Genomic DNA, 18,557 nt, shown 5'->3' with positions numbered 1-18,557 from the left:
GTGTTGGAAGTTAATTATTTGCATATATATTTGAATCTTTTTAACATATAGTATAAAGAAGAATTCTAACTATAGAGAGGTAATGTTTGTGAGAAAAAAGACGGCTTTGATTACAGGAGGAGCTTCGGGTATTGGTAAACAAACGGCAATCCAGCTTGCAGAAAAAGGGTATCAGCTAGCAATTAATTATCGAAATAGTGAATCAGAAGCAGTTTCTTTGGCAAACCAATTAACTGATTGTTTTGGTACGAAAATCATTACTGTTCAGGGGGATGTTGCAAATTACGATGATTGCAATCGAATGGTTAAGGAAACTCTTTCTGCCTATAATGCCGTGGATATTTTAGTACATAATGCCGGTCCATACATACATGAAAGAAAAAAACTGACAGATTATACGTTAGAGGAATGGAATTACCTAATACAAGGAAACTTAAGTGCTGTTTTTTATTTGTCGAAGCTAATAATTCCTTTAATGCGAAAACAACAGTGGGGAAGGATTATTACTCTGGGCTACGATCGGGTCGAAACGGCTCCAGGCTGGGTTTATCGCTCTGCCTTTGCAGCAGCGAAAACGGGATTGGCCTCACTAACCCGGACATTAGCAATTGAAGAAGCGGTACATGGGATAACGGCAAATATGGTCTGTCCGGGTGATATTATCAACGAGTGGAAAGAGAAAAACATTGAAGAATCGATTGCTGCATTCGAGGGAGCTGCCTCCGTTGGAAGACAAGGCACTGGTGAAGATATTGCCAGGGTCATTGCCTTTCTGACAGATGAAAAATCTGACTTTATTACCGGAAGCATTATTCCCGTAACAGGTGGTGTAGATGTATTAGGGAAAGCCTTTAAAAACGGAGATGGTAGCGTGTAATTTAGTTTAGTATGAAAATTGTTTCTTTTGTGGATAATAGCTAGTAATCATCTATGAAGGGAGCAAAGAAAATGAGTTTTAACATCAACAGAATTAATCCAAATCAAACCCAAGTTTTTTTTCATGATGGCCGCTTTGAAACATTAACCGACGAGGAACTGGATGAATTTTTGCTCCAAATGGGTCTAAGTGAAGTTAATGAAAGTATTGAACAAAACGTAACGGATTAAAAGAAAAGCGTAAGCGCCCTGGTCAGCGGCGTATGGCCTGGAGCTCTCCAACTGAGATAAAGGAAACACGGAGAGCGGAGCGCATCCGTGCTTGACTTATCGTAGGGCGGAGAGCGGAAGGACACTAGCCGCTAGGGCGCTGGAGCTAGACAATAAAAACCTTTTTCATGTAAAAAAGCAATCGGTTGTTAACCGATTGCTTTTTATGCTTCCAGCAATTGCGAGGAATCTTGTTCAATCGAGCCATTCCGAAGTAAGTGAAAGGTGTATAAGTCTTTCGGAATTTCATACAAATCATAAACTTCGCCATCTGCGTTCAATTGCTGATAGATTGATAGTCTGGTCTCGTTTGCTTTAATTACATACTGCAGTTTCTCCGCTGCCCTTATTGAGCGGATATTAACCTTTCGAATCCGCATAAAAACAGTTTCAATCCCCATTTCGTAAAAAAGCTCCTGAAAAAAGGCTTCTTTAGCTGGGCTGTTATAGCCCTTGCCGTGATACTCTTTTCCCAGCCAAGTCCCTAAAAATCCGGCATTATCTTCAATATCAAACAAATTAATCGTGCCGATTGGTGCACCCCATTCATCTAGAATAGTCCGTGATATTATTTCACCGCGCTCCTCAGCTTCGATCGTTTGTTTTGTCATAAATAAGAATTCTTCATATGAATCAGCTTTCTGTCGTACAAAAGGGAAGACATCTGGGTGCGTCATTAATTCGTACAATGTGTGGCTGTCATGAAGATCACGTTTTTTAAGCATGAATTTCCCTCCATAGGGCATTCCGATCCCATGTCAAAAGATCTGTCCACCCTCGAAATTTTTTATAAAATTGCGTAAAAAATTTCGGGGTGGGAATCGAACCCACTAGAACCAGTAAACTGGTGGCGCACCATTTGCCTTCCCTATATCATTTTTTGCTAATAGGTTATGTTCGTAAACCCCCATGTATTTAGGTCTAAAACAGTTTCACTTAGAGTATAATACAAGAAAAAAAGAAAAAAATAAATAGTTTTTTTGTTGATTTTTTGTTAAAATTTTTTACCATTTTTCTACAAAATTCTACACCTCTAAGTAAATCAATTCCCCGCCAATCATCGTCCACTTCGGCTTCGCTAAATAATGAAAAGGATGATGACTCCATAGGACTAAATCAGCATCCTTCCCTTCCTCAATACTTCCAACCATTTGGTCAATTTTTAGATTTCTTGCTGGGAGAATCGTTATTCCTTCAAGGGCCTTTTGCTCTGAAAGCCCTTCTCTTACGGCAATGCCTGCACAAATGTTTAAATATTGAATGGGCGTATACGGATGATCAGTTGTTATCGAAACTTCGACGCCGTGGTTTGTCAGCTCCTGATAGGTTTTCCATGTCTTATTTTTTAATTCGACCTTTGATCTTCTTGTCAGAGTTGGACCTACTGAAACTTTTAGATTCATACCAGCCAATTCATTGGCAATAAGATGTCCTTCTGTACAATGCTCAATCCGTAAATCAAGATTAAACTCCTCGGCTAATCGAATGGCCGTAATGATATCGTCTGCACGGTGGGCATGAATTCTTACAGGAATTTCTCTTTTTAAAGCCATTACAAGCGGAGTAATTCGCAGGTCATCTGGGTTATCAGCATGGATCGCTTGATAGAAGGCTTCCCTAAGCATCCCCATGATTCCCATCCGAGTAAGAGAGTCGCTGTTACCATGGCTATGAATTCTTTTTGGATTTTCCCCTAAGGCTATTTTTAATCCTGCAACGTCTTGGACAATCATCTTCTTGATATTTTTACCTGTAGTTTTGATGACAGAAGTAGTACCGCCAATAACGTTTGCGCTACCTGGCATGATATGAACGGTGGTGATTCCGCTTTTAATGGCATCAGTGAAAGCAGGATCGAGCGGATAAGCCCCATCAATTGCCCGAATATGGGGAGTAAGTGCTTCAGCGGTTTCGTTTGCGTCGTTTCCGGCCCAGCCGGTGCCTTCATCATATAGACCTAAATGAGTATGAACATCGATAAAGCCGGGGAAAAGGTATAAATCCCCGCAATCGATTATTTTTACATTCAAATCGGTCATAATGTTTCTGCCTACTTTTTTAATTTTCCCTTCTTCAATGAGAACATCACCGTAATTAAACGGTTTGGAGGTAATCGGATAAACAAAAGCGTTTTTTAACAGTGTTTTTGTCATAATAAAACCTTTCTGTACGTTGATAATAGTATTTTATCTATTTTATCAACTTGCGTGCCAAAGGAAAAGGCGCTATTCTTAGCCTGTTGAATAAATTAGCAGAATTTTTTACAAAAACTGAAACCTTTAAATCCGTAAAGCGTAAATTGTAGGAAAGTTTAAGAAATTTTTCTAAGGGGGGAATTAGAAATGATAAATAATGACGAAAGGTTATTAGCTGCTGGGATTTATGTATTAAGCTTATTTTTTCCGGTTTTAGGCCCGTTAATCATTTGGTTAATAAAAAAGGATGAGTCAGCCTTTATAGATTATCACGGCCGGGAGTATTTTAACTTTTTAATTTCTTATACGGTTTACTTCTTTATTAGCGGGTTATTAACGATTATCATAATCGGCTTTGTGGCAATAACGGTTTTAGCGGTTATGCTGTTTGTGTTTACTATTATTGCCGCCATCAAGGCCTACGAAGGGAATGAATATCGCGTTCCATTAATCTTCAGATTGATAAAGTAATGTCCAAAAAAACCCGGCAAAGTTTTTTGCCGGGTTTTTGAACGTTTTTATGAGTTCAAACGTCATATGATTGAAATAGATAAACAAACCAAGGGGGAAGAAACATGGATCAATTAGCAAATTATTTGCCTATTTTAGCACCAATCGCGATTATTCAGCTTGTTTTACTAATCATAGCCATCATTGATCTCGTTAGAATTGAAAGAACAAATGGGCCGAAGTGGTTGTGGGCACTTATTATTTTATTCATTAATATTATTGGACCGATTCTTTATTTTGTGATTGGAAGGAGAAGTAACTGATGTCCCTTATCCAAATAAGCGGTTTAAAAAAGCAGTTTCAAGGGACTGAAGTAATTAAAGGGCTTGATTTCAGCCTTGACAAAGGAAAGTGTATTGCCCTATTAGGACCAAATGGAGCGGGGAAAACGACAACCCTAAGGATGCTTTCGGGCTTGATGAATCCGACTGAAGGAAAGATTACCTTTACTGACGCCAGAAAAGGAGAGGATATCCGCGACTTAATCGGATACCTCCCGCAGTTTCCTGTTTTTTACGATTGGATGACGGGGCTTGAATTTTTATCCTATGTAGGCAGATTAGCTGGATTAACAGCAAAGGAAGCGAAGGAGCGATCATTAGAGCTGCTAGAGGTAGTTGGAATCTTAGATGCAAAAAACCGAAAAACAGCTAAGTATTCAGGCGGAATGAAGCAAAGATTAGGCATTGCCCAAGCTTTGATCCACCGGCCCCAGCTGATTATGCTCGATGAGCCGGTGTCTGCGCTGGACCCGATTGGCAGGAGGGAAGTATTAGATCTTCTTGAAGGTTTAAGGAAAGAAACAACAATTCTATTCTCGACACATATTTTAAGCGATGCTGAGGAGGTTTGCGACGAAATTCTGTTCTTACATAATGGGAAAATTGTCGAATCTGGAACGATGATAGAGCTTCGTGAACGCCACCAGCAGGCTAAAATCGACTTGTTTTTCAGGGGAAAAGCAGTTCAATATGCTCATTTTCTTGAAAACCATGAATTAACACAATCGCTGATGCTTGAAGGAAATCGGGTTAGTATTTTTGTGAAGGATATAGCCATTGCAAGACAGGCCTTCTTGCAAGTAATAGCAGAAAAAAACTGGCCTCTTGAAAAATTTGAGATTGGCAGTATGACCCTTGAAGACGTGTTTATGAAGGTGGTGGGGAAATGAGTCAATGGCTGACATTGTTACAAAAAGAGATGTTAGAGATGTGGAGAAATTTCAAATGGATTTGGGTGCCGATTACCTTTATTTTATTAGGGGTAAAGGAACCATTAACTAGCTATTATATGCCGCAAATCCTCGATGCAGTGGGCGGGCTCCCGGAAGGTGCAGTCATACAAATTCCTACCCCATCTGCTGCTGAGGTGTTAATTTCTGGTTTAGGTCAATATATAACCCTTGGTGTCCTAATCATCGTCCTAACAACTATGGGGATTATTGCGGCTGAAAGAAAAAGCGGTGTGGCTGCGATGATTTTAGTAAAGCCTGTGTCCTTTCAATCTTTTGTTACGGCTAAATGGGCTGGAAGTGCTTTATTAATGTGGTTTTCCTTTTTTATCGGCTATCTGGCAACCTGGTATTATACAGGTCTATTATTCGAATGGATACCATTTGAGCAATTTCTCCAATCTTATTTCTTTTATGCCCTATGGCTGACGGTTATTTTAACGATTACGGTCTTTTGTAGTGCATCGCTAGTGAGTTCAGGCTTGGCCGGGTTTATTTCACTTGCAGCTGCCATTGTTATAAGTCTTTTGAGCAGCACCCTTTCTAACTGGCTTGAATGGAGCCCGGCGCAGTTAACTACCTATGCCAACGAGGCCCTTTTGGATCTAGGAATTTCGGACCAAACCCTGCCAGCCGCCATATTGGCCGTAGCTTGCATAATTATCCTATTATCGTTAAGTGTGTTTATTTTTAGGAAAAAAGAGCTTGCGGCGTAAGAGAATCTTTTTGTTATCGAAATTGTTTCAGTTAGAAAATCTTCTATCATTTTTTTCTTTATAGTAAATAAACTAGTATAAGAGGAATTGAGAAGGAGTTTTCTAGATGAAAATCAACGAATATTACAATGACTCAGCCAATATAAGCTTAAATGGCAGTATAGCTGCGTTAGTTCCGGCAGTCATAATTGTCTTTGGAAATCTTTCTTTATATAAAAGTCATGAAATAATGTTATTAACAATCCCATTTCTAACTTATAGTTTTATTTGCTTTCAATTCTATCTTTTTCGGATGAAGCAGTCGATATTAATTACTAGAAACATGGTTCATGCTAGACATAATAGCGTGAATGCTTCTTTATTTGCAGCCCAGCATCTTCTAGTATGTTACCTAAATACCCACTCACCAAGTTTACTGTTTTACTTTACAAATGGCGATTTGGCAGGAAGGATAAAGAGGTATCGTCGAAAGGGTTTAAGTCGATTACGGCCTTCGAAAATGTATGCTCTTTACACTCCACAGGATGAAGCCATTGGTTTTTTTGAGGTGAAAGGGAAAAGCTTGATCAAGATTGGAGCCTTCGACCAAGAAAAGCGCTATTTAGGCTGCTTTGAAAAAAAGAAGCATAAGTGGCGAAAAAATCAAAAACTATTGCTCGATGCAACTGGAAAATCTATCGGTGCTGTAGAAGGATCCTCGGTATTTATGGATGAGAAGCTAATTCAGTCTGGGAATCAGCCCGTTTTGCGGCTTCGCAGGGGATGGATGCCGGTGGAGTGGAGTGTTTATTTCCCAGAAGCCAATACGCCTGTACTCTCGTTTTCGGGAACTTTATCGGACAGGGAGAAGCTTGTGAGAATGTCATTTTTAATAAATGAATACTTTATCGAAAGGTAGAAGTGTGTACAGTTCCCCTTATGATTAATGTTTGATATGATAATAACAAAATGAACATCTCATCTGGGGGTCAAAACATGCAAATCAAGGTAATAAAAGGTCATGGATCTGGGAATGATTTTCTGTTAATTGATGAAATTTCCAGTTCGTATACTTTCACGGAAAAGAATCGGGCAGAACTTGCCCGTTTGTTATGCCATCGTGAAACGGAATTAGGGGCAGACGGGATTCTTTATGTCATGAATAGTATTCATGCCGATGCAAGGATGCGGGTATTTAACGCGGATGGTTCGGAGGCTTCGATGTGTGGAAATGGGATTCGGCTTGTTGCAAGATATATTTGTGAATTATATGGGCGCAGTGAAGCTGTCATTGAAACCATGAAGGCAGACTTAGAGGTTAGTAAACAGAGAGACCTCTTTCCAGATGTCCATACGTATCAAGTGGAAATTTCTCCCGTGCTGTTTGAATTAAAGGCATTGCCATTAAATTTAAACCAGCCAACACTTTACAACGAGAGAATTAAGGAGTTATCAACGGAGTTAAGATTTACAGCGGTGGCTGTGCCTAACCCGCATTTAATTGCGTTAGTAGAGACGGAACAGCTTCAAAGTGATATCCAAAAACAGCTTAGTGAAAAAGTAAATGGCCCCAATGAATTGTTTCCTGACGGTGTAAATGTAAGTTTTGTTAAGCAATTAGACCATGGGGCGATATATGTACGAACCTTTGAACGGGGAGTTGGCTTTACGAATGCCTGCGGGACAGCGATGTCAGCTTCCTCCCTTGTTACCTGCCTACAAGAACTAAATCCATTTGAACAGCCGATTACGGTTTATAATAATGGCGGAAAAGTCCAATGTGTGGTTCATAAACTCGCTAGGGATTATAAGATTGATCTAATCGGAAATGCTACCTATCTATACGAAGCAGCAGTTGAGGTAAATCTTGAGCGTGAATTAGTTGAAATTACCGATAAAAAAGAATTAACAGAGCAAGACGTATACGAAAAACTGCAATCCGAGGTACAGCAACTAATAACAAAGATGTTAAAAGGATAAGGCAAACCTTATCCTTTTTTTCTCTGCCCCTTCTTTAGTATCTCAAGGACTGGTCCAAAGGGCTGAATTTGTTTTGTTTGGAAATAGTCCCGAAACGGATTTCCCTGTTTCTGAAGCCGTATTAATGCGTTTTCCATATTAAAGGCGGCAGGGCTAAGTTTTTCATCCACTTCCTCCCAATAAAGTGGTGTAGCAACTCCTGCAGCTTCATTCCCGCGCATGGAATATGGGGCAACAATCGTTTTCCCTTCTCCATGCTGGACATAATCAACATAAAGTCTTTTCCCGCGCTTTTTTTTCATTCTTTCAATCGTAAAGGAGTCAGGGTCTTTTGCGATTAAATACTCAGCCATAAAGCTTGTAAACAGTCTTGTATCGTCGTAGGAGAATTTTCCTTCCGGCAGTGGCAGATAAACTTGCAGGCCCTTATTGCCCGAGGTCTTAATAAAGCCAATCAAATTTAGTTGATCAAGCACTTCTTTTATCAATAAAGCCGCCTTAACAGCTAAATGGAAGGAATCCTTATCTGGCGGGTCTAAATCAAAAACAATTTCACTTGGTCCCTTGCTGTGGATTGTTTGAAAGGGAACATGGAATTCAATTGCTAATTGATTTCCGAGCCAAACGAGAGTTTTCAAATTATTGCATAAAATATAATCAATCCCGTCGGCGGAATGGGTTCTGATAAATTCCGGTGCATATTCCGGACAGTTTTTTTGATAAAATGCTTCCCCGAACATTCCGTGTGGATACCGAATCACTGTCAGCAGCCGATTTTCTAAAAATGGCAGCATGAAAGGAGAAACTTCCCGTAAATAAAAAATATAGTCAATCTTTTCGATATGCTGATTTTCCCAAAGCGGTTTATTAGGATGGGTGATAGCTAAATCTGCCGGTAAATTTTTTTGTTGAATCATAAATTGTTCATATGTACATTCGGCTGGTTCCAAATCGAAGCGGAAATGGTCAAAATGCGGCTCTCGGAGTTGATTATCGTAGAGCTCTAAATATTTCACTTCAAGGCAGATAGCTGGGTTTACATAAATTAATGGTCCCTCTTCACGAACAATATTTTGTTTAATCGTTTGCTGGAGTGCTTGTTTTTCTTCCGGTTTAAATCCGAACAAAACTTGACCAACAACATGAATGTCATTTTCCTTATACACGCTAACATAAAAATAGCCGTTTGTTTTATCGAACGAAGTGACAAAACAGCTTACATATTTCCAATTTTTATATTTCAACCATTGTAAAGTACGTTTCCCTTCCTCCCAAAGGCTAGTTCTAGATTTGGCGATGATTCCTTCGCCATCGTATAACACCACTTTTTCCCATAAGTCATTAAAATCCTCATAGGGAAAAACAAGTTGAAGTATTTGGCGATTATAAGGATTAGAATCTAATTCTAGTTCAAGTTGTTGAAATAAGTTAATTAACTGATCTTTTCGTTTATGGTAGGGCTGATTTAGCAGTGGTTTACCTTTGAGCATTAGTAAATCAAAGACCATCAGCCGGCAAGGAGATTTCATAGCTTGCTCGGAAATTTTTTTCACAGCCTTTAAACGCCCTCGGACCTGGATGGCGGAGAAATTGGCTTTATAACCGTTCTCCAAGGATACAAGTTCACCGTCAAACTGAAGTGGTAAATATGCTTTAAATTGCTCCTCATACGCTCGTAAAAATTCTTCAATTTCTGGAAATTGAGGTAAAAGGGGCTTTCCATTTCTGCTTGTTAACGTTATACCGTTAATGGTCCATTCTAATAATGCTCGAAATCCATCGTATTTAACCTCATACAACCAATCAGGACGAACAGGAAGATCAAAGGTAAGACTCGGGAGCATCGGTTTCATCATAGTATATCCCCACCTTTATTATATTTTGTATAATTTTGAACTGTTTCATTCTTTTCCAAATGTTTTATGGAATGTCCTTGTTAAATTGATGCAAAATATAAGCAAAAAAGGAATGGTGAATAACCTTATGCATACGATGTGGAAGGGCAGTATCAGCTTTGGGCTTGTAAACATTCCCATCAAGCTCCATACAGCAACAGAAGATAAAGATATCAAGCTCCGTACGCTCCATAATAAGTGCCATGCACCGATTAAATATGAAAAAATCTGTTCAGTTTGTGAAGAAGAAGTAAAGCCGGATGATATTGTCAAAGCGTATGAGTACACGAAAGGAAAATTTGTTGTTCTTGACCGCGAGGACCTTGAAAAGCTGCAAAAGGAAAATGAAGAGAAAGCAGTGGAAATCATTGATTTCGTTAAAATCGAAGAAATTGATCCGATTTATTTTGACCGAAGCTATTATATGTCTCCGAATGAGGGAGGCAGTAAGGCTTATTCTTTGTTACGAAAAGCATTACAAGAATCACAAAAAGTGGGACTTGCAAAAATTATCATTCGTTCGAAAGAACAGCTGGCTGTCATTCGCGTATATGAAAATACATTGATCATGGAAACGATTCATTATCCTGATGAAGTGCGCAAGTCAGGAGACGTTCCCAACGTTCCAGCAGAAAACAAAGTGACTAAGAAAGAACTGGATACGGCTATCTTACTAATTGATCAATTGACTTCGGAATTCAAGCCGGAAAAATACACGGATGAGTACCGTACAGCACTGCTTGAATTGATTGAATCGAAACGAAATGGAAAAGAAACAGTAACCGCTGCAACCAAGGAAGCACCTTCAAATGTTACCGATTTAATGGCTGCATTACAGGCATCGATTGATCGTACGAAACCCAAAAAAGCCGCAGCATCAAAGAAAAAAGCTGCAGCAAAAATGAAGAAAGAAGCATAAGAAAAAATAAAGCCGATTTGACACGTTGAATCGGTTTTATTTTGCTCCGAATATTTTCAGAATTCCCTAGTTTTAGAAATTGGTTTGACTAAAAGCTGGAAGTGCGGTAAAATAAAATTATGTTAAATATTTATTGGATTATGCAGTCGTAACTGCACGAGATTGTGGGAGATGCTATTCCCCTAAACGTGCCAGTGCGTCTTTTTTATTAATGGAATTGTAAGATTAACTTCATGTGAACAATTTTTTTTTTGGAATAGAAGGGTGATGCACTTGGTTAAGCATCACCTTTTTATCTATATATAGTTATAAGTTTACTAGAAATATAGCTTTACAGCTAACAAACTAGTGTTCAAAAACAGTCATAACTAAGTACAAGGGGTGATACGTTTTGGCGTTTGGCAGAAAAAACGATGAAGAAATCAAACTAGAAGAAACGAAAATTTGGGTATGTAGTTCAGAGAATTGTAAATGCTGGATTCGTGACAATTTTAAAAGCAGTGATGTGCCCCTATGTCCAATTTGCAAAAGTGAAATGAGTGAATCGACAAAAGAACTTCAAGTGATTCATAATCATAGTAAAAATTTCATGTAAGTATATGGAAAAGCAGGAGGAAGTTTATCCCCTGCTTTTTTATTCTTCCAAATGCTCCTTGCAAAACTGCAGGACTAATTTTTCCTCATCCTCTTCAAGGGCAAAGTCTAACACTTTTTCAGTCCCCTTTTCAAAAAAATGGTACTGGGAAAGTCTTTGTCCATTCTCATCACTTACGAAAATTATTTTTAATCCTACACCCTTCTCAGAATAAAGCTCATCTTCCACATCTACATCAAGGTCAAGAAAAAACTCATAGCGGTCACCTGATAATAAACCAAATGGATCTTCTAGTTTATCAACTAAATAGCCAGTAATGTTCAAGCAAATCATCCTTTGCATATTATTTAATCGTCTTATTATACACTCTTTTTGTGATTTAAGAAAAATTAGAATCGGTTTATCCGACTTTATGGCTAAATTGGCTAACCTTATTTGAAGATAATGTGAATAAATGCACAAAAGAGATAACAATTATGGGAGAATGCGGTAATATGAATATGTAATAAACTATGAAAGGTAGGCGCAGGAGAAAAAATAACAAATAATCATGTGAAGTTTTTCACAAGGAGGAGAAAGTGAAGTGACCTTGACGATAGAACCATTACATATTCAATTACAGCCGTTTTTGTTAGCGAAAAAAAATTTTTATCAGCTGTTGCACTTGTTATTTTCTATGCCAGTAAATGTTGATACGTTAATTGGAATTAAAAGAGATGAAACCTTTGAAGAATTAGGAGAATTCCATGAAGGCGGAAAAATCCTTGATGACTATTTTAAACACCTGACTGTTGAGCAAATCAAAAGAGAGCAGCAAGAGTTTCAAAGGCTCTTCATTGGACCAGGCCCGTTAGGTGCGCCTCCGTGGGAATCGTACTACAGGAGCAGGGAACAGCTTTTGTTTGAAGAATGGACCTACCAAATTAGGGAGCTATACCATCGATTTGGACTCCAATATTGCAAAGAAAATAATGAACCAGACGACCATTTTCTACTTGAACTGGAATTTATGATCCATCTTACTGATCTATGTTCTCAAGAAACGAAGGACGACAGGATAGAAAAATTGCTAGCCACCCAGATTAGCTTCCTTGAAGAACATTTACTGATTTGGATTCCATACTTTTGCGAAAAAATTATTGAAAATACAAGTAGTCAATTATATTTGGGAGCGGCGATGCTTCTTGAAGATTTTTTGAGCTTTGATCTGGAATCATTAGTGGAGGTAAGGGAGGGTTCAATATTATGTCTGAAAAACATCCATTAACGAATATGTTAGCCAATAAAATGCAGCGGCGTACGTTTTTGAAATGGTCAGGGGCAATCGGTTTACCTGTGATTGCTGGTGGAATCGGCACAAAGATGCTCGTTGAACGGAAAAAAGAGGCAAAGGCAGTAAGTGCAAAAGATAATGAGCAAATTATTTCTACCTGCAGCGTGAATAACTGCGGCGGGCGCTGTGTAATTAAGGCGCATGTTAAGGATGGGGTGGTTGTGCGGGTAAGTACCGACTCACAAGAAAGCGGAGACTTGTCTGCCCCGCCATTGAGGGCATGTGTCAGAGGAAGAAACTACCGACGGATGCTCTACCATCCGGACCGTTTAAAATACCCAATGAAACGGGTTGGCAAGCGGGGCGAAGGGAAATTTAAACGAATTTCATGGGATGAGGCGATCGAGACGATTGCGTCTGAAGTAAAGCGGATCGGTGATAAATACGGTCCAGAATCCAGGTATGACAATTATGCCTCAGGACAATGCTGGGGGCTTCATGGCGGAAGTGCTGCAGTAAGGAAATTGTTATCGCTTACAGGCGGCTTTCTAAATTATCGTAATGATTATAGTTCCGGTGCAGGGAATGTAGCAACTCCCTTTACGTATGGAACCAACAATTCAGGCAGCAGCTTTGATTCCCTTTTACACTCCAAATACATTATTTTGTGGGGGCAAAATCCGTCTGAAATGATTTTCTCGACGCCATACCGTGAATATTTAATGAAGGCAAAGAATAATGGCGCAAAAATAATTGTCATTGATCCGCGTTATACGGATACGGCCATCGCATTTGCGGATGAATGGATCCCGATTCTGCCTACAACAGATAATGCGATGATGGATGCGATGGGATATGTTATTATTACCGAAAACCTGCACGATCAAGCATTTCTTGATAAATACTGTCTCGGCTTTGATGGTGAGCATATGCCTGATGGAATAGCGAAGGAAGAGTCGCTGAAAAGCTATTTACTGGGGGAAAAGGATGGTACTCCAAAAACTCCGGAATGGGCTGAAAAAATTTGCCGGGTACCAGCTAATAAAATCCGTGAAATTGCCCGGGAGTACGCAAAGACAAAACCTGCAGCGCTGATTCAAGGCTGGGGGCCGCAGCGTCATGCATATGGTGAACAAATTATGCGCGGTGGCGCTCAGTTAGCCTGCCTCACTGGAAATGTCGGCAAGCTTGGCGGTTGGGCAGCTGGCACTGGCTATTGGAATCGCTCGAATATCGTCTTTCCATTTTCCTATGATAATCCAGTAAAAGCGTCTATTCCCTGTTTCCTTTGGACAAAAGCAGTCGAAATGGGAACAGAAATGACTGCAGCAGATGGACTAGAAGGAACAGAACGATTAAATGCGAATATTAAATTAATTTTTAATATGGCCGGAAATATGCTTATTAACCAGCATGCGGATATTAATAAGACACGCAAACTTCTTGAGGATGAAAGCAAAGTAGAATTTATTGTTGTCAGTGATATCTATATGACTCCAAGTGCAAAGTTTGCAGACATCCTATTACCGGGAACGACGTTCTTTGAACGCTATGATATTGGTGTTCCATGGTGTTTTGGCGATTACGTTGTTTTTGGCGAAAAAACAATTGAGCCGCTTTATGAATGCCGTGATGAATATGATGTCTTTGCAGAGGTAGCAGATAAATTAGGTGTGAAAGAAAAGTATACAGAGGGCAGAACCATCCTCGACTTAGTGAAGGAGAGTGTGGAGAGGACCAGGAAAGAATTGGATGCAAACTTTCCAACCTTTGAGGAATTCCGTCAGAAGGGAGTCCATCATTTTAAATATGATGCCCCGCTTGTAGGCTTTAAAGAGCAAATTGATGACTTTGAGAAAAATCGTTTTGAAACACCTTCCGGAAAAATTGAATTATTCTCAAAGACTTTATGGGATATGAATCAGCATGACGAAATTCCAGCAATCGCTAAATATATACCATCGTGGGAAGGACCTGAGGATCCATTAAAGGTGCAATATCCATTGCAGCTTATCAGCTGGCATTATAAGCGGAGATGTCATTCCACCTATGACAATCAAGAATGGCTTGAGGAAGCAGCAAAGCAAGAAATGTGGTTGAATCCTAAAGATGCAGACAAGCGCGGAATAAAAAAAGGTGACCGTGTGCAGGTGTTTAATGAGCGAGGCAGTTTATTGATTGATGTAAAGGTGACGCCAAGAATCACTCCAGGTGTAGCGGGGATCCCTCAAGGTGCCTGGTATACCCCAGATACGGATGGACAGGATCAACGGGGTTCGGTGAATGTGCTGACATCACAGCGGCCAACACCTCTTGCAAAAGCGACTCCGCAACTAACAAACCTTGTTGAAGTCAAAAAAGCTAAGGAGTGAGGATGTTGGCACAGTTAGGGTTTTATATTAATCAAGGTCTTTGCACTGGCTGTAAAGCCTGTAGTGTTTCATGTAAGGATAAAAATAATCTTGATGTCGGTTTGAATTTTCGCCGGGTTTACACTTATGAAGAAGGAACCTTTATCCAGCAGCTATCAAGCGGTTTTGTGAATAACATAAAAGCTTTCTATTTCACGATTGCCTGCAATCATTGTACAAAACCAAGATGTATTCCCAGCTGCCCAACCGGAGCAATCATAAAGAATAAAGAAAATGGGGTAGTTACTATTGATCAAGAAATTTGTGCCGGAGCGCAGCTTTGCGTTAAAGCATGTCCTTACGGTGCCCCGCAATATAATAAACAGAAGTTTAAATCGAATAAATGTGATTTTTGTATTGAACTTCAAGAAAAAGGCGAGGAACCAGTGTGTGTAGCAACCTGCCCAATGCGGGCAATTGAATTTGGGCCGGTAGAAAAGCTGCGGGAAAAATATGGGAGTGTCAGCCAAATTAAAGGGATGCCTAGTAATTCAATTACCCTTCCCAATATTGTCATTTCACCCCACAAAGATGCGAAATTGTCTAGTTTTTAAAAAATAATCAGCTGCAGCGCCACAGGGATTAGAGGCGCTGCGGCTGAATTTTCCAGGTGATTCTATGTCTTTGATTCTAAATTGGTTAGAAAGTCTGCATGCCGATGTGAAAATAACGGAAAAATGTTCAAGGCAGAGAAACTATAGGTCCACCTGCACTGTTTGTGAGCAGGCATGTAAATTGGAAGCAATTTCATTCAATGAAAGAACATTGGTAATCGATTCACAGCGCTGCAATTCCTGCGGAGATTGTATCATTGCCTGTCCCTTGTCAGCCATTAAAGGCTTAGCAGTCACAAGAGAATTTGTTCATACCAGTCTCATTTATAGTGAGACCTATATACCAACGGAAAAGGAATTGTTGATTTATAAAAAAAGAGGAATGAGAGCTATTCAGATAACCGACATTCCACTAAATGAACAATGGGATTTTGTCCTAAGCGAAACAAATCGAATATTGAAGCTCTTAGGTGAAAAAACGATTGAAGTTGTTTGGAATAGTAATGAGGAGAAGCTATCACGCAGAGCCTTGTTTTCCAAACTGCAAAAAGAGGGGAAACAGATAGCTAAAAATATGGCTCCGGTTTCGTGGCAGATGGAAGAAGATGAATGGAATCTGACAAAGTATTATCAAGATTTTCAATTTTACTCAGTTGAAATCGACAAAAATAAATGTACACTCTGCCAGGCGTGTTTTTCCTTTTGCCCGCAAAAACTGTTTAGTTTAGCAGATTCTTTATTGCATATCCATCATGAAAAATGCGTGAATTGTACTGCCTGCACAGATATTTGTGCAGAAGAAGCCATCCGGATGAGACCTGAAATAAAGGAAAAAAGCGACTCGGTTGAGAGCGTTAATACAAACAAATGTCAGGATTGCGGACAGCTATTTTTTTCCTTTCAGGAGGAAAAAGAGAAATGTCATATTTGTATAGACAGGGATCCTGAGTGGTTAAGTCCATTTTAATCAAATTCAATTAAAAAAACGCCAGAATTACTGGCGTTTTTTATTTTCTAATGAAGGAGAAGATGAGATTCGAACTCACGCGACGGTCACCCGCCCTAGCGCATTTCGAGTGCGCCCCCTTATAACCACTTGGGTACTTCTCCACATTGTGTTAAAGTGGGTGAGGGAAGCTGAAATTCTATCATTAAACCACACCCGCAATACCTAATTATTACAGTATTTATTATACCATAATACCTTTAAATCTGGTAGAAAAATTAGGGTTTTTATAGGGCGCGGACAGGTTACCCAGAATAATCTAAGCGACCGTGGAGGTGAGAAAAAAAGGGTACGTCGCTTATAGGTGTGTTAGCCCTGGGCTTTTGGTTTAATCGCAAATAGAGCAACAATTGCTGCCAGAATGCTGAGACTGCTCATGACGATAAAAATCCATTGGTTTGAAAATTTCATTAGCACAGCAATAATCGGCGGACCTGCTGCGACCCCAATAAATCTCATCGAGGCGTAAAACGATGTGATTGTTCCGCGTTCCTTCTTTTCTACTCCATCAGTAATAAGTGTATCAAGACAAGGAAGCCCAATACCGATTCCAATACCACTTATTAAAAACATTGTAATCATATACCACAACTTAATGGAAAACCATAAGGCTCCAATCGAAAGAGCCGCAGCCAGTATACCCCCAAACGTTAACCATTTCATCAATACTTTATTTTTTTTGATGATTTTTCCGCCGATAAATGATGAAAGACAAAGTGCTCCAAGTGGTAAAGCTAGAAAGAAACCTTTTTTAATATCCTTGATTCCATATTCTTTTTCGAATATTTCCGAAAGGTAAAACAGAATTCCGAATAGGACGAGCATTAAAATGCCGCCAATAAAAAAGATGGCGTAAAGCCAACGACCCTTTTCACTAAAGGTCTTCTTAACACCATTAAAGAAATCCCTGAAAGGGACTGGTTTTTGGGAACTTTTTGGAGATTTAACTAGAAAAATCATCATCACAACAGAAATAACACAAAAGACAGGAAAAGAAAGAAAAGGTAAAAACCAAATAAACCCCGCTAGAAATGCCCCGAAGATGGGGCTTAAAACCTTTCCGAAAGTATTAGATGTTTCGATAATTCCCAAACAAACACTAACATCATCCTCATTTTTAAACATATCCCCTACTAATGGAAGTACAATTGGAAATGCCCCGGCTGCGCCCACTCCTTGAAGAGCGCGGCCCGCTAAGATAACCCAATAAGCATTATCCAATTTCCAGGCAGCTCCGCCGGAAATAATTCCGCCAATTCCAGCAATAATGAGGCTTGGGATGATGACTTTTTTTCTGCCGATATGGTCTGATAAATAGCCGGCGATTGGGATTAAAAAAATCGCTACGATTGAATAAACAGTAATAATCATGCTTGTTTGTAACGATGAAATATCTAATTTCTTTTCCATCGAAGGTAAAATAGGAATCAACATAGAATTTCCCAATGTCATAACTAAAGGAATCGAAGATAATGAAAGAATTGCCCACTTTTGCTTTGAGATCTCATCCGAACGTTTATGGCCAGCTTTAGTTTGTTTCTTTTTTGCTGCAGGTGGGCTTTTCGATAATTGCTCAATATGTTCCATTTTTCTCTCAATCCCGCCTTCATTTTATTTATATTGTTAATATGGCTTTTTTCAATATAAAAAAACTATGGGAAATGAATCCTTTTAATGGCAGCAGAAGTTGAAAATTCTAAAAAAATCTCTTGACAGTTGCAGCCAAATTTAATAACATTGAAAACAATATCAAACTAAATAATGCAAATTGTTGAACAAGAGGAGTACACATATTTATTTCTTTGCAGAGAGTCGGGGGAGGTGAGAACCCGATAAGAAAGGATTTGTGGAATGGACTTGTGAGAGGTATCTTGAACAAAAGTAGGGATACACGGAGTTCTGCCGTTAAAAGGATAGGATATCGAGCGAAAGCTCTGTATCTGAAATTGAGGAAGCAATTAATTTTTGCTTCAAACAGAGGTGGCACCACGACTATAGAATCGTCCTCTATATGCATAACGCTTGTTATGCATATAGAGGGCGATTTTTTTTATTTTTGGCTGTGTTAAAGCACATTGTTGATTTTGAGCACAATGTTGATTGGAGTGGAAGGCGCGAGACTCCTGCGGGAGCAGCGGGACAGGTGA

At 39.4% G+C, this 18,557-nt stretch carries 19 protein-coding genes, 1 tRNA gene and 1 other annotated feature; of the genes, 14 read left to right on the top strand and 6 right to left on the bottom strand.

Annotated features, from left to right (window positions below):
- The first annotated feature begins 88 nt into the window (after window positions 1–88).
- Both ACFVSW_RS26630 and ACFVSW_RS26625 read left to right on the top strand, forming a co-directional pair.
- Window positions 89–877 (top strand): SDR family oxidoreductase, encoded by a 789-nt coding sequence (locus ACFVSW_RS26630; RefSeq protein WP_387319656.1) that lies wholly within the window; start codon window positions 89–91, stop codon window positions 875–877.
- 71 nt (window positions 878–948) lie between these two features.
- On the top strand, window positions 949–1,107 hold the full coding sequence (locus ACFVSW_RS26625) for a hypothetical protein (RefSeq protein ID WP_387319655.1): 159 nt from the start codon (window positions 949–951) through the stop codon (window positions 1,105–1,107).
- 203 nt (window positions 1,108–1,310) lie between these two features.
- Here ACFVSW_RS26625 and ACFVSW_RS26620 read toward each other — a convergent pair whose 3' ends face one another.
- A complete protein-coding gene (locus ACFVSW_RS26620) occupies window positions 1,311–1,871 on the bottom strand; it encodes a GNAT family N-acetyltransferase (protein ID WP_387319654.1) in 561 nt (186 codons plus the stop codon).
- Window positions 1,872–2,171: 300 nt separating this feature from the next.
- Window positions 2,172–3,299: an amidohydrolase gene (locus tag ACFVSW_RS26615; protein WP_387319653.1), complete on the bottom strand. Its 1,128-nt coding sequence runs from the start codon at window positions 3,297–3,299 to the stop codon at window positions 2,172–2,174.
- Window positions 3,300–3,488: 189 nt separating this feature from the next.
- Between ACFVSW_RS26615 and ACFVSW_RS26610 the strand changes: the two genes are divergently transcribed.
- The 6 genes from ACFVSW_RS26610 to dapF all read left to right on the top strand — a co-directional run bounded on the left by ACFVSW_RS26610 (window position 3,489) and on the right by dapF (window position 7,757).
- A complete protein-coding gene (locus ACFVSW_RS26610; RefSeq protein ID WP_387319652.1) occupies window positions 3,489–3,812 on the top strand; it encodes a DUF4870 domain-containing protein in 324 nt (107 codons plus the stop codon).
- A gap of 104 nt (window positions 3,813–3,916) precedes the next feature.
- Window positions 3,917–4,114 (top strand): PLD nuclease N-terminal domain-containing protein, encoded by a 198-nt coding sequence (locus ACFVSW_RS26605; RefSeq protein WP_387319651.1) that lies wholly within the window; start codon window positions 3,917–3,919, stop codon window positions 4,112–4,114.
- The gene (locus tag ACFVSW_RS26600) at window positions 4,114–5,022 is read left to right on the top strand and encodes an ABC transporter ATP-binding protein (protein WP_387319650.1); all 909 of its coding nucleotides are present in this window, start codon (window positions 4,114–4,116) and stop codon (window positions 5,020–5,022) included. Before ACFVSW_RS26605 ends, ACFVSW_RS26600 begins: the two co-directional genes overlap by 1 nt.
- A complete protein-coding gene (locus tag ACFVSW_RS26595; RefSeq protein ID WP_387319648.1) occupies window positions 5,019–5,798 on the top strand; it encodes an ABC transporter permease in 780 nt (259 codons plus the stop codon). The genes ACFVSW_RS26600 and ACFVSW_RS26595 overlap by 4 nt, the downstream gene beginning before the upstream one ends.
- Before the next feature lie 106 nt (window positions 5,799–5,904).
- The gene (locus ACFVSW_RS26590) at window positions 5,905–6,696 is read left to right on the top strand and encodes a hypothetical protein (RefSeq protein WP_387319647.1); all 792 of its coding nucleotides are present in this window, start codon (window positions 5,905–5,907) and stop codon (window positions 6,694–6,696) included.
- A gap of 77 nt (window positions 6,697–6,773) precedes the next feature.
- The gene (gene dapF, locus ACFVSW_RS26585; RefSeq protein ID WP_387319645.1) at window positions 6,774–7,757 is read left to right on the top strand and encodes a diaminopimelate epimerase; all 984 of its coding nucleotides are present in this window, start codon (window positions 6,774–6,776) and stop codon (window positions 7,755–7,757) included.
- Window positions 7,758–7,765: 8 nt separating this feature from the next.
- Here dapF and ACFVSW_RS26580 read toward each other — a convergent pair whose 3' ends face one another.
- Window positions 7,766–9,610 carry a DNA ligase D gene (locus tag ACFVSW_RS26580; protein WP_387319677.1) on the bottom strand — a complete coding sequence of 615 codons (1,845 nt, stop codon included), beginning with the start codon at window positions 9,608–9,610 and terminating at the stop codon, window positions 7,766–7,768.
- A gap of 130 nt (window positions 9,611–9,740) precedes the next feature.
- Between ACFVSW_RS26580 and ku the strand changes: the two genes are divergently transcribed.
- Complete coding sequence (gene ku / locus ACFVSW_RS26575) at window positions 9,741–10,571, top strand: non-homologous end joining protein Ku (RefSeq protein ID WP_387319644.1); 831 nt, start codon at window positions 9,741–9,743, stop codon at window positions 10,569–10,571.
- A gap of 391 nt (window positions 10,572–10,962) precedes the next feature.
- Window positions 10,963–11,166: a cold-shock protein gene (locus ACFVSW_RS26570; RefSeq protein WP_387319643.1), complete on the top strand. Its 204-nt coding sequence runs from the start codon at window positions 10,963–10,965 to the stop codon at window positions 11,164–11,166.
- Window positions 11,167–11,205: 39 nt separating this feature from the next.
- Here ACFVSW_RS26570 and ACFVSW_RS26565 read toward each other — a convergent pair whose 3' ends face one another.
- A complete protein-coding gene (locus tag ACFVSW_RS26565; RefSeq protein ID WP_387319676.1) occupies window positions 11,206–11,499 on the bottom strand; it encodes a DUF6509 family protein in 294 nt (97 codons plus the stop codon).
- A 250-nt stretch (window positions 11,500–11,749) separates the two neighbouring features.
- Between ACFVSW_RS26565 and ACFVSW_RS26560 the strand changes: the two genes are divergently transcribed.
- The 4 genes from ACFVSW_RS26560 to ACFVSW_RS26545 all read left to right on the top strand — a co-directional run bounded on the left by ACFVSW_RS26560 (window position 11,750) and on the right by ACFVSW_RS26545 (window position 16,371).
- Window positions 11,750–12,433 carry a TorD/DmsD family molecular chaperone gene (locus ACFVSW_RS26560; RefSeq protein ID WP_387319642.1) on the top strand — a complete coding sequence of 228 codons (684 nt, stop codon included), beginning with the start codon at window positions 11,750–11,752 and terminating at the stop codon, window positions 12,431–12,433.
- Window positions 12,412–14,811 carry a DMSO/selenate family reductase complex A subunit gene (locus tag ACFVSW_RS26555; RefSeq protein WP_387319641.1) on the top strand — a complete coding sequence of 800 codons (2,400 nt, stop codon included), beginning with the start codon at window positions 12,412–12,414 and terminating at the stop codon, window positions 14,809–14,811. Before ACFVSW_RS26560 ends, ACFVSW_RS26555 begins: the two co-directional genes overlap by 22 nt.
- 2 nt (window positions 14,812–14,813) lie before the next feature.
- Window positions 14,814–15,404, top strand: a complete 591-nt coding sequence (locus ACFVSW_RS26550; protein WP_387319640.1) for a DMSO/selenate family reductase complex B subunit — start codon at window positions 14,814–14,816, stop codon at window positions 15,402–15,404.
- Window positions 15,405–15,468: 64 nt separating this feature from the next.
- The gene (locus ACFVSW_RS26545; protein ID WP_387319639.1) at window positions 15,469–16,371 is read left to right on the top strand and encodes a 4Fe-4S dicluster domain-containing protein; all 903 of its coding nucleotides are present in this window, start codon (window positions 15,469–15,471) and stop codon (window positions 16,369–16,371) included.
- Between the two features lie 54 nt (window positions 16,372–16,425).
- Here ACFVSW_RS26545 and ACFVSW_RS26540 read toward each other — a convergent pair.
- Both ACFVSW_RS26540 and bcbE read right to left on the bottom strand, forming a co-directional pair.
- A tRNA-Ser gene (locus ACFVSW_RS26540) sits at window positions 16,426–16,514 on the bottom strand.
- A 205-nt stretch (window positions 16,515–16,719) separates the two neighbouring features.
- Window positions 16,720–17,997 (bottom strand): bacillibactin exporter BcbE, encoded by a 1,278-nt coding sequence (gene bcbE, locus ACFVSW_RS26535; protein WP_387319638.1) that lies wholly within the window; start codon window positions 17,995–17,997, stop codon window positions 16,720–16,722.
- A 175-nt stretch (window positions 17,998–18,172) separates the two neighbouring features.
- Window positions 18,173–18,421, top strand: a binding site (T-box leader).
- The last annotated feature ends 136 nt before the right edge of the window (window positions 18,422–18,557 follow it).

Origin of the sequence: Neobacillus sp. NPDC058068 (assembly GCF_042885335.1) — a bacterium.
Taxonomy (GTDB): domain Bacteria; phylum Bacillota; class Bacilli; order Bacillales; family Cytobacillaceae; genus Neobacillus.
Note: the sequence above shows the minus strand (reverse complement) of the source record. Positions and strands in the feature narration are given on the sequence as shown.

Bases quoted from the DNA above. Each gene is read 5' to 3' on its own strand.
- ACFVSW_RS26590 (WP_387319647.1), top strand. From the start codon at position 5,905: ATGAAAATCAACGAATATTACAATGACTCAGCCAATATAAGCTTAAAT.
- ACFVSW_RS26625 (WP_387319655.1), top strand. From the start codon at position 949: ATGAGTTTTAACATCAACAGAATTAATCCAAATCAAACCCAAGTTTTT.
- ACFVSW_RS26610 (WP_387319652.1), top strand. From the start codon at position 3,489: ATGATAAATAATGACGAAAGGTTATTAGCTGCTGGGATTTATGTATTA.
- ACFVSW_RS26615 (WP_387319653.1), bottom strand. From the start codon at position 3,299: ATGACAAAAACACTGTTAAAAAACGCTTTTGTTTATCCGATTACCTCC.
- ACFVSW_RS26600 (WP_387319650.1), top strand. From the start codon at position 4,114: ATGTCCCTTATCCAAATAAGCGGTTTAAAAAAGCAGTTTCAAGGGACT.
- dapF (WP_387319645.1), top strand. From the start codon at position 6,774: ATGCAAATCAAGGTAATAAAAGGTCATGGATCTGGGAATGATTTTCTG.
- ACFVSW_RS26555 (WP_387319641.1), top strand. From the start codon at position 12,412: ATGTCTGAAAAACATCCATTAACGAATATGTTAGCCAATAAAATGCAG.
- ACFVSW_RS26565 (WP_387319676.1), bottom strand. From the start codon at position 11,499: ATGATTTGCTTGAACATTACTGGCTATTTAGTTGATAAACTAGAAGAT.
- ACFVSW_RS26605 (WP_387319651.1), top strand. From the start codon at position 3,917: ATGGATCAATTAGCAAATTATTTGCCTATTTTAGCACCAATCGCGATT.
- ACFVSW_RS26595 (WP_387319648.1), top strand. From the start codon at position 5,019: ATGAGTCAATGGCTGACATTGTTACAAAAAGAGATGTTAGAGATGTGG.
- ACFVSW_RS26550 (WP_387319640.1), top strand. From the start codon at position 14,814: ATGTTGGCACAGTTAGGGTTTTATATTAATCAAGGTCTTTGCACTGGC.
- bcbE (WP_387319638.1), bottom strand. From the start codon at position 17,997: ATGGAACATATTGAGCAATTATCGAAAAGCCCACCTGCAGCAAAAAAG.
- ACFVSW_RS26545 (WP_387319639.1), top strand. From the start codon at position 15,469: ATGTCTTTGATTCTAAATTGGTTAGAAAGTCTGCATGCCGATGTGAAA.
- ku (WP_387319644.1), top strand. From the start codon at position 9,741: ATGCATACGATGTGGAAGGGCAGTATCAGCTTTGGGCTTGTAAACATT.
- ACFVSW_RS26580 (WP_387319677.1), bottom strand. From the start codon at position 9,610: ATGAAACCGATGCTCCCGAGTCTTACCTTTGATCTTCCTGTTCGTCCT.
- ACFVSW_RS26620 (WP_387319654.1), bottom strand. From the start codon at position 1,871: ATGCTTAAAAAACGTGATCTTCATGACAGCCACACATTGTACGAATTA.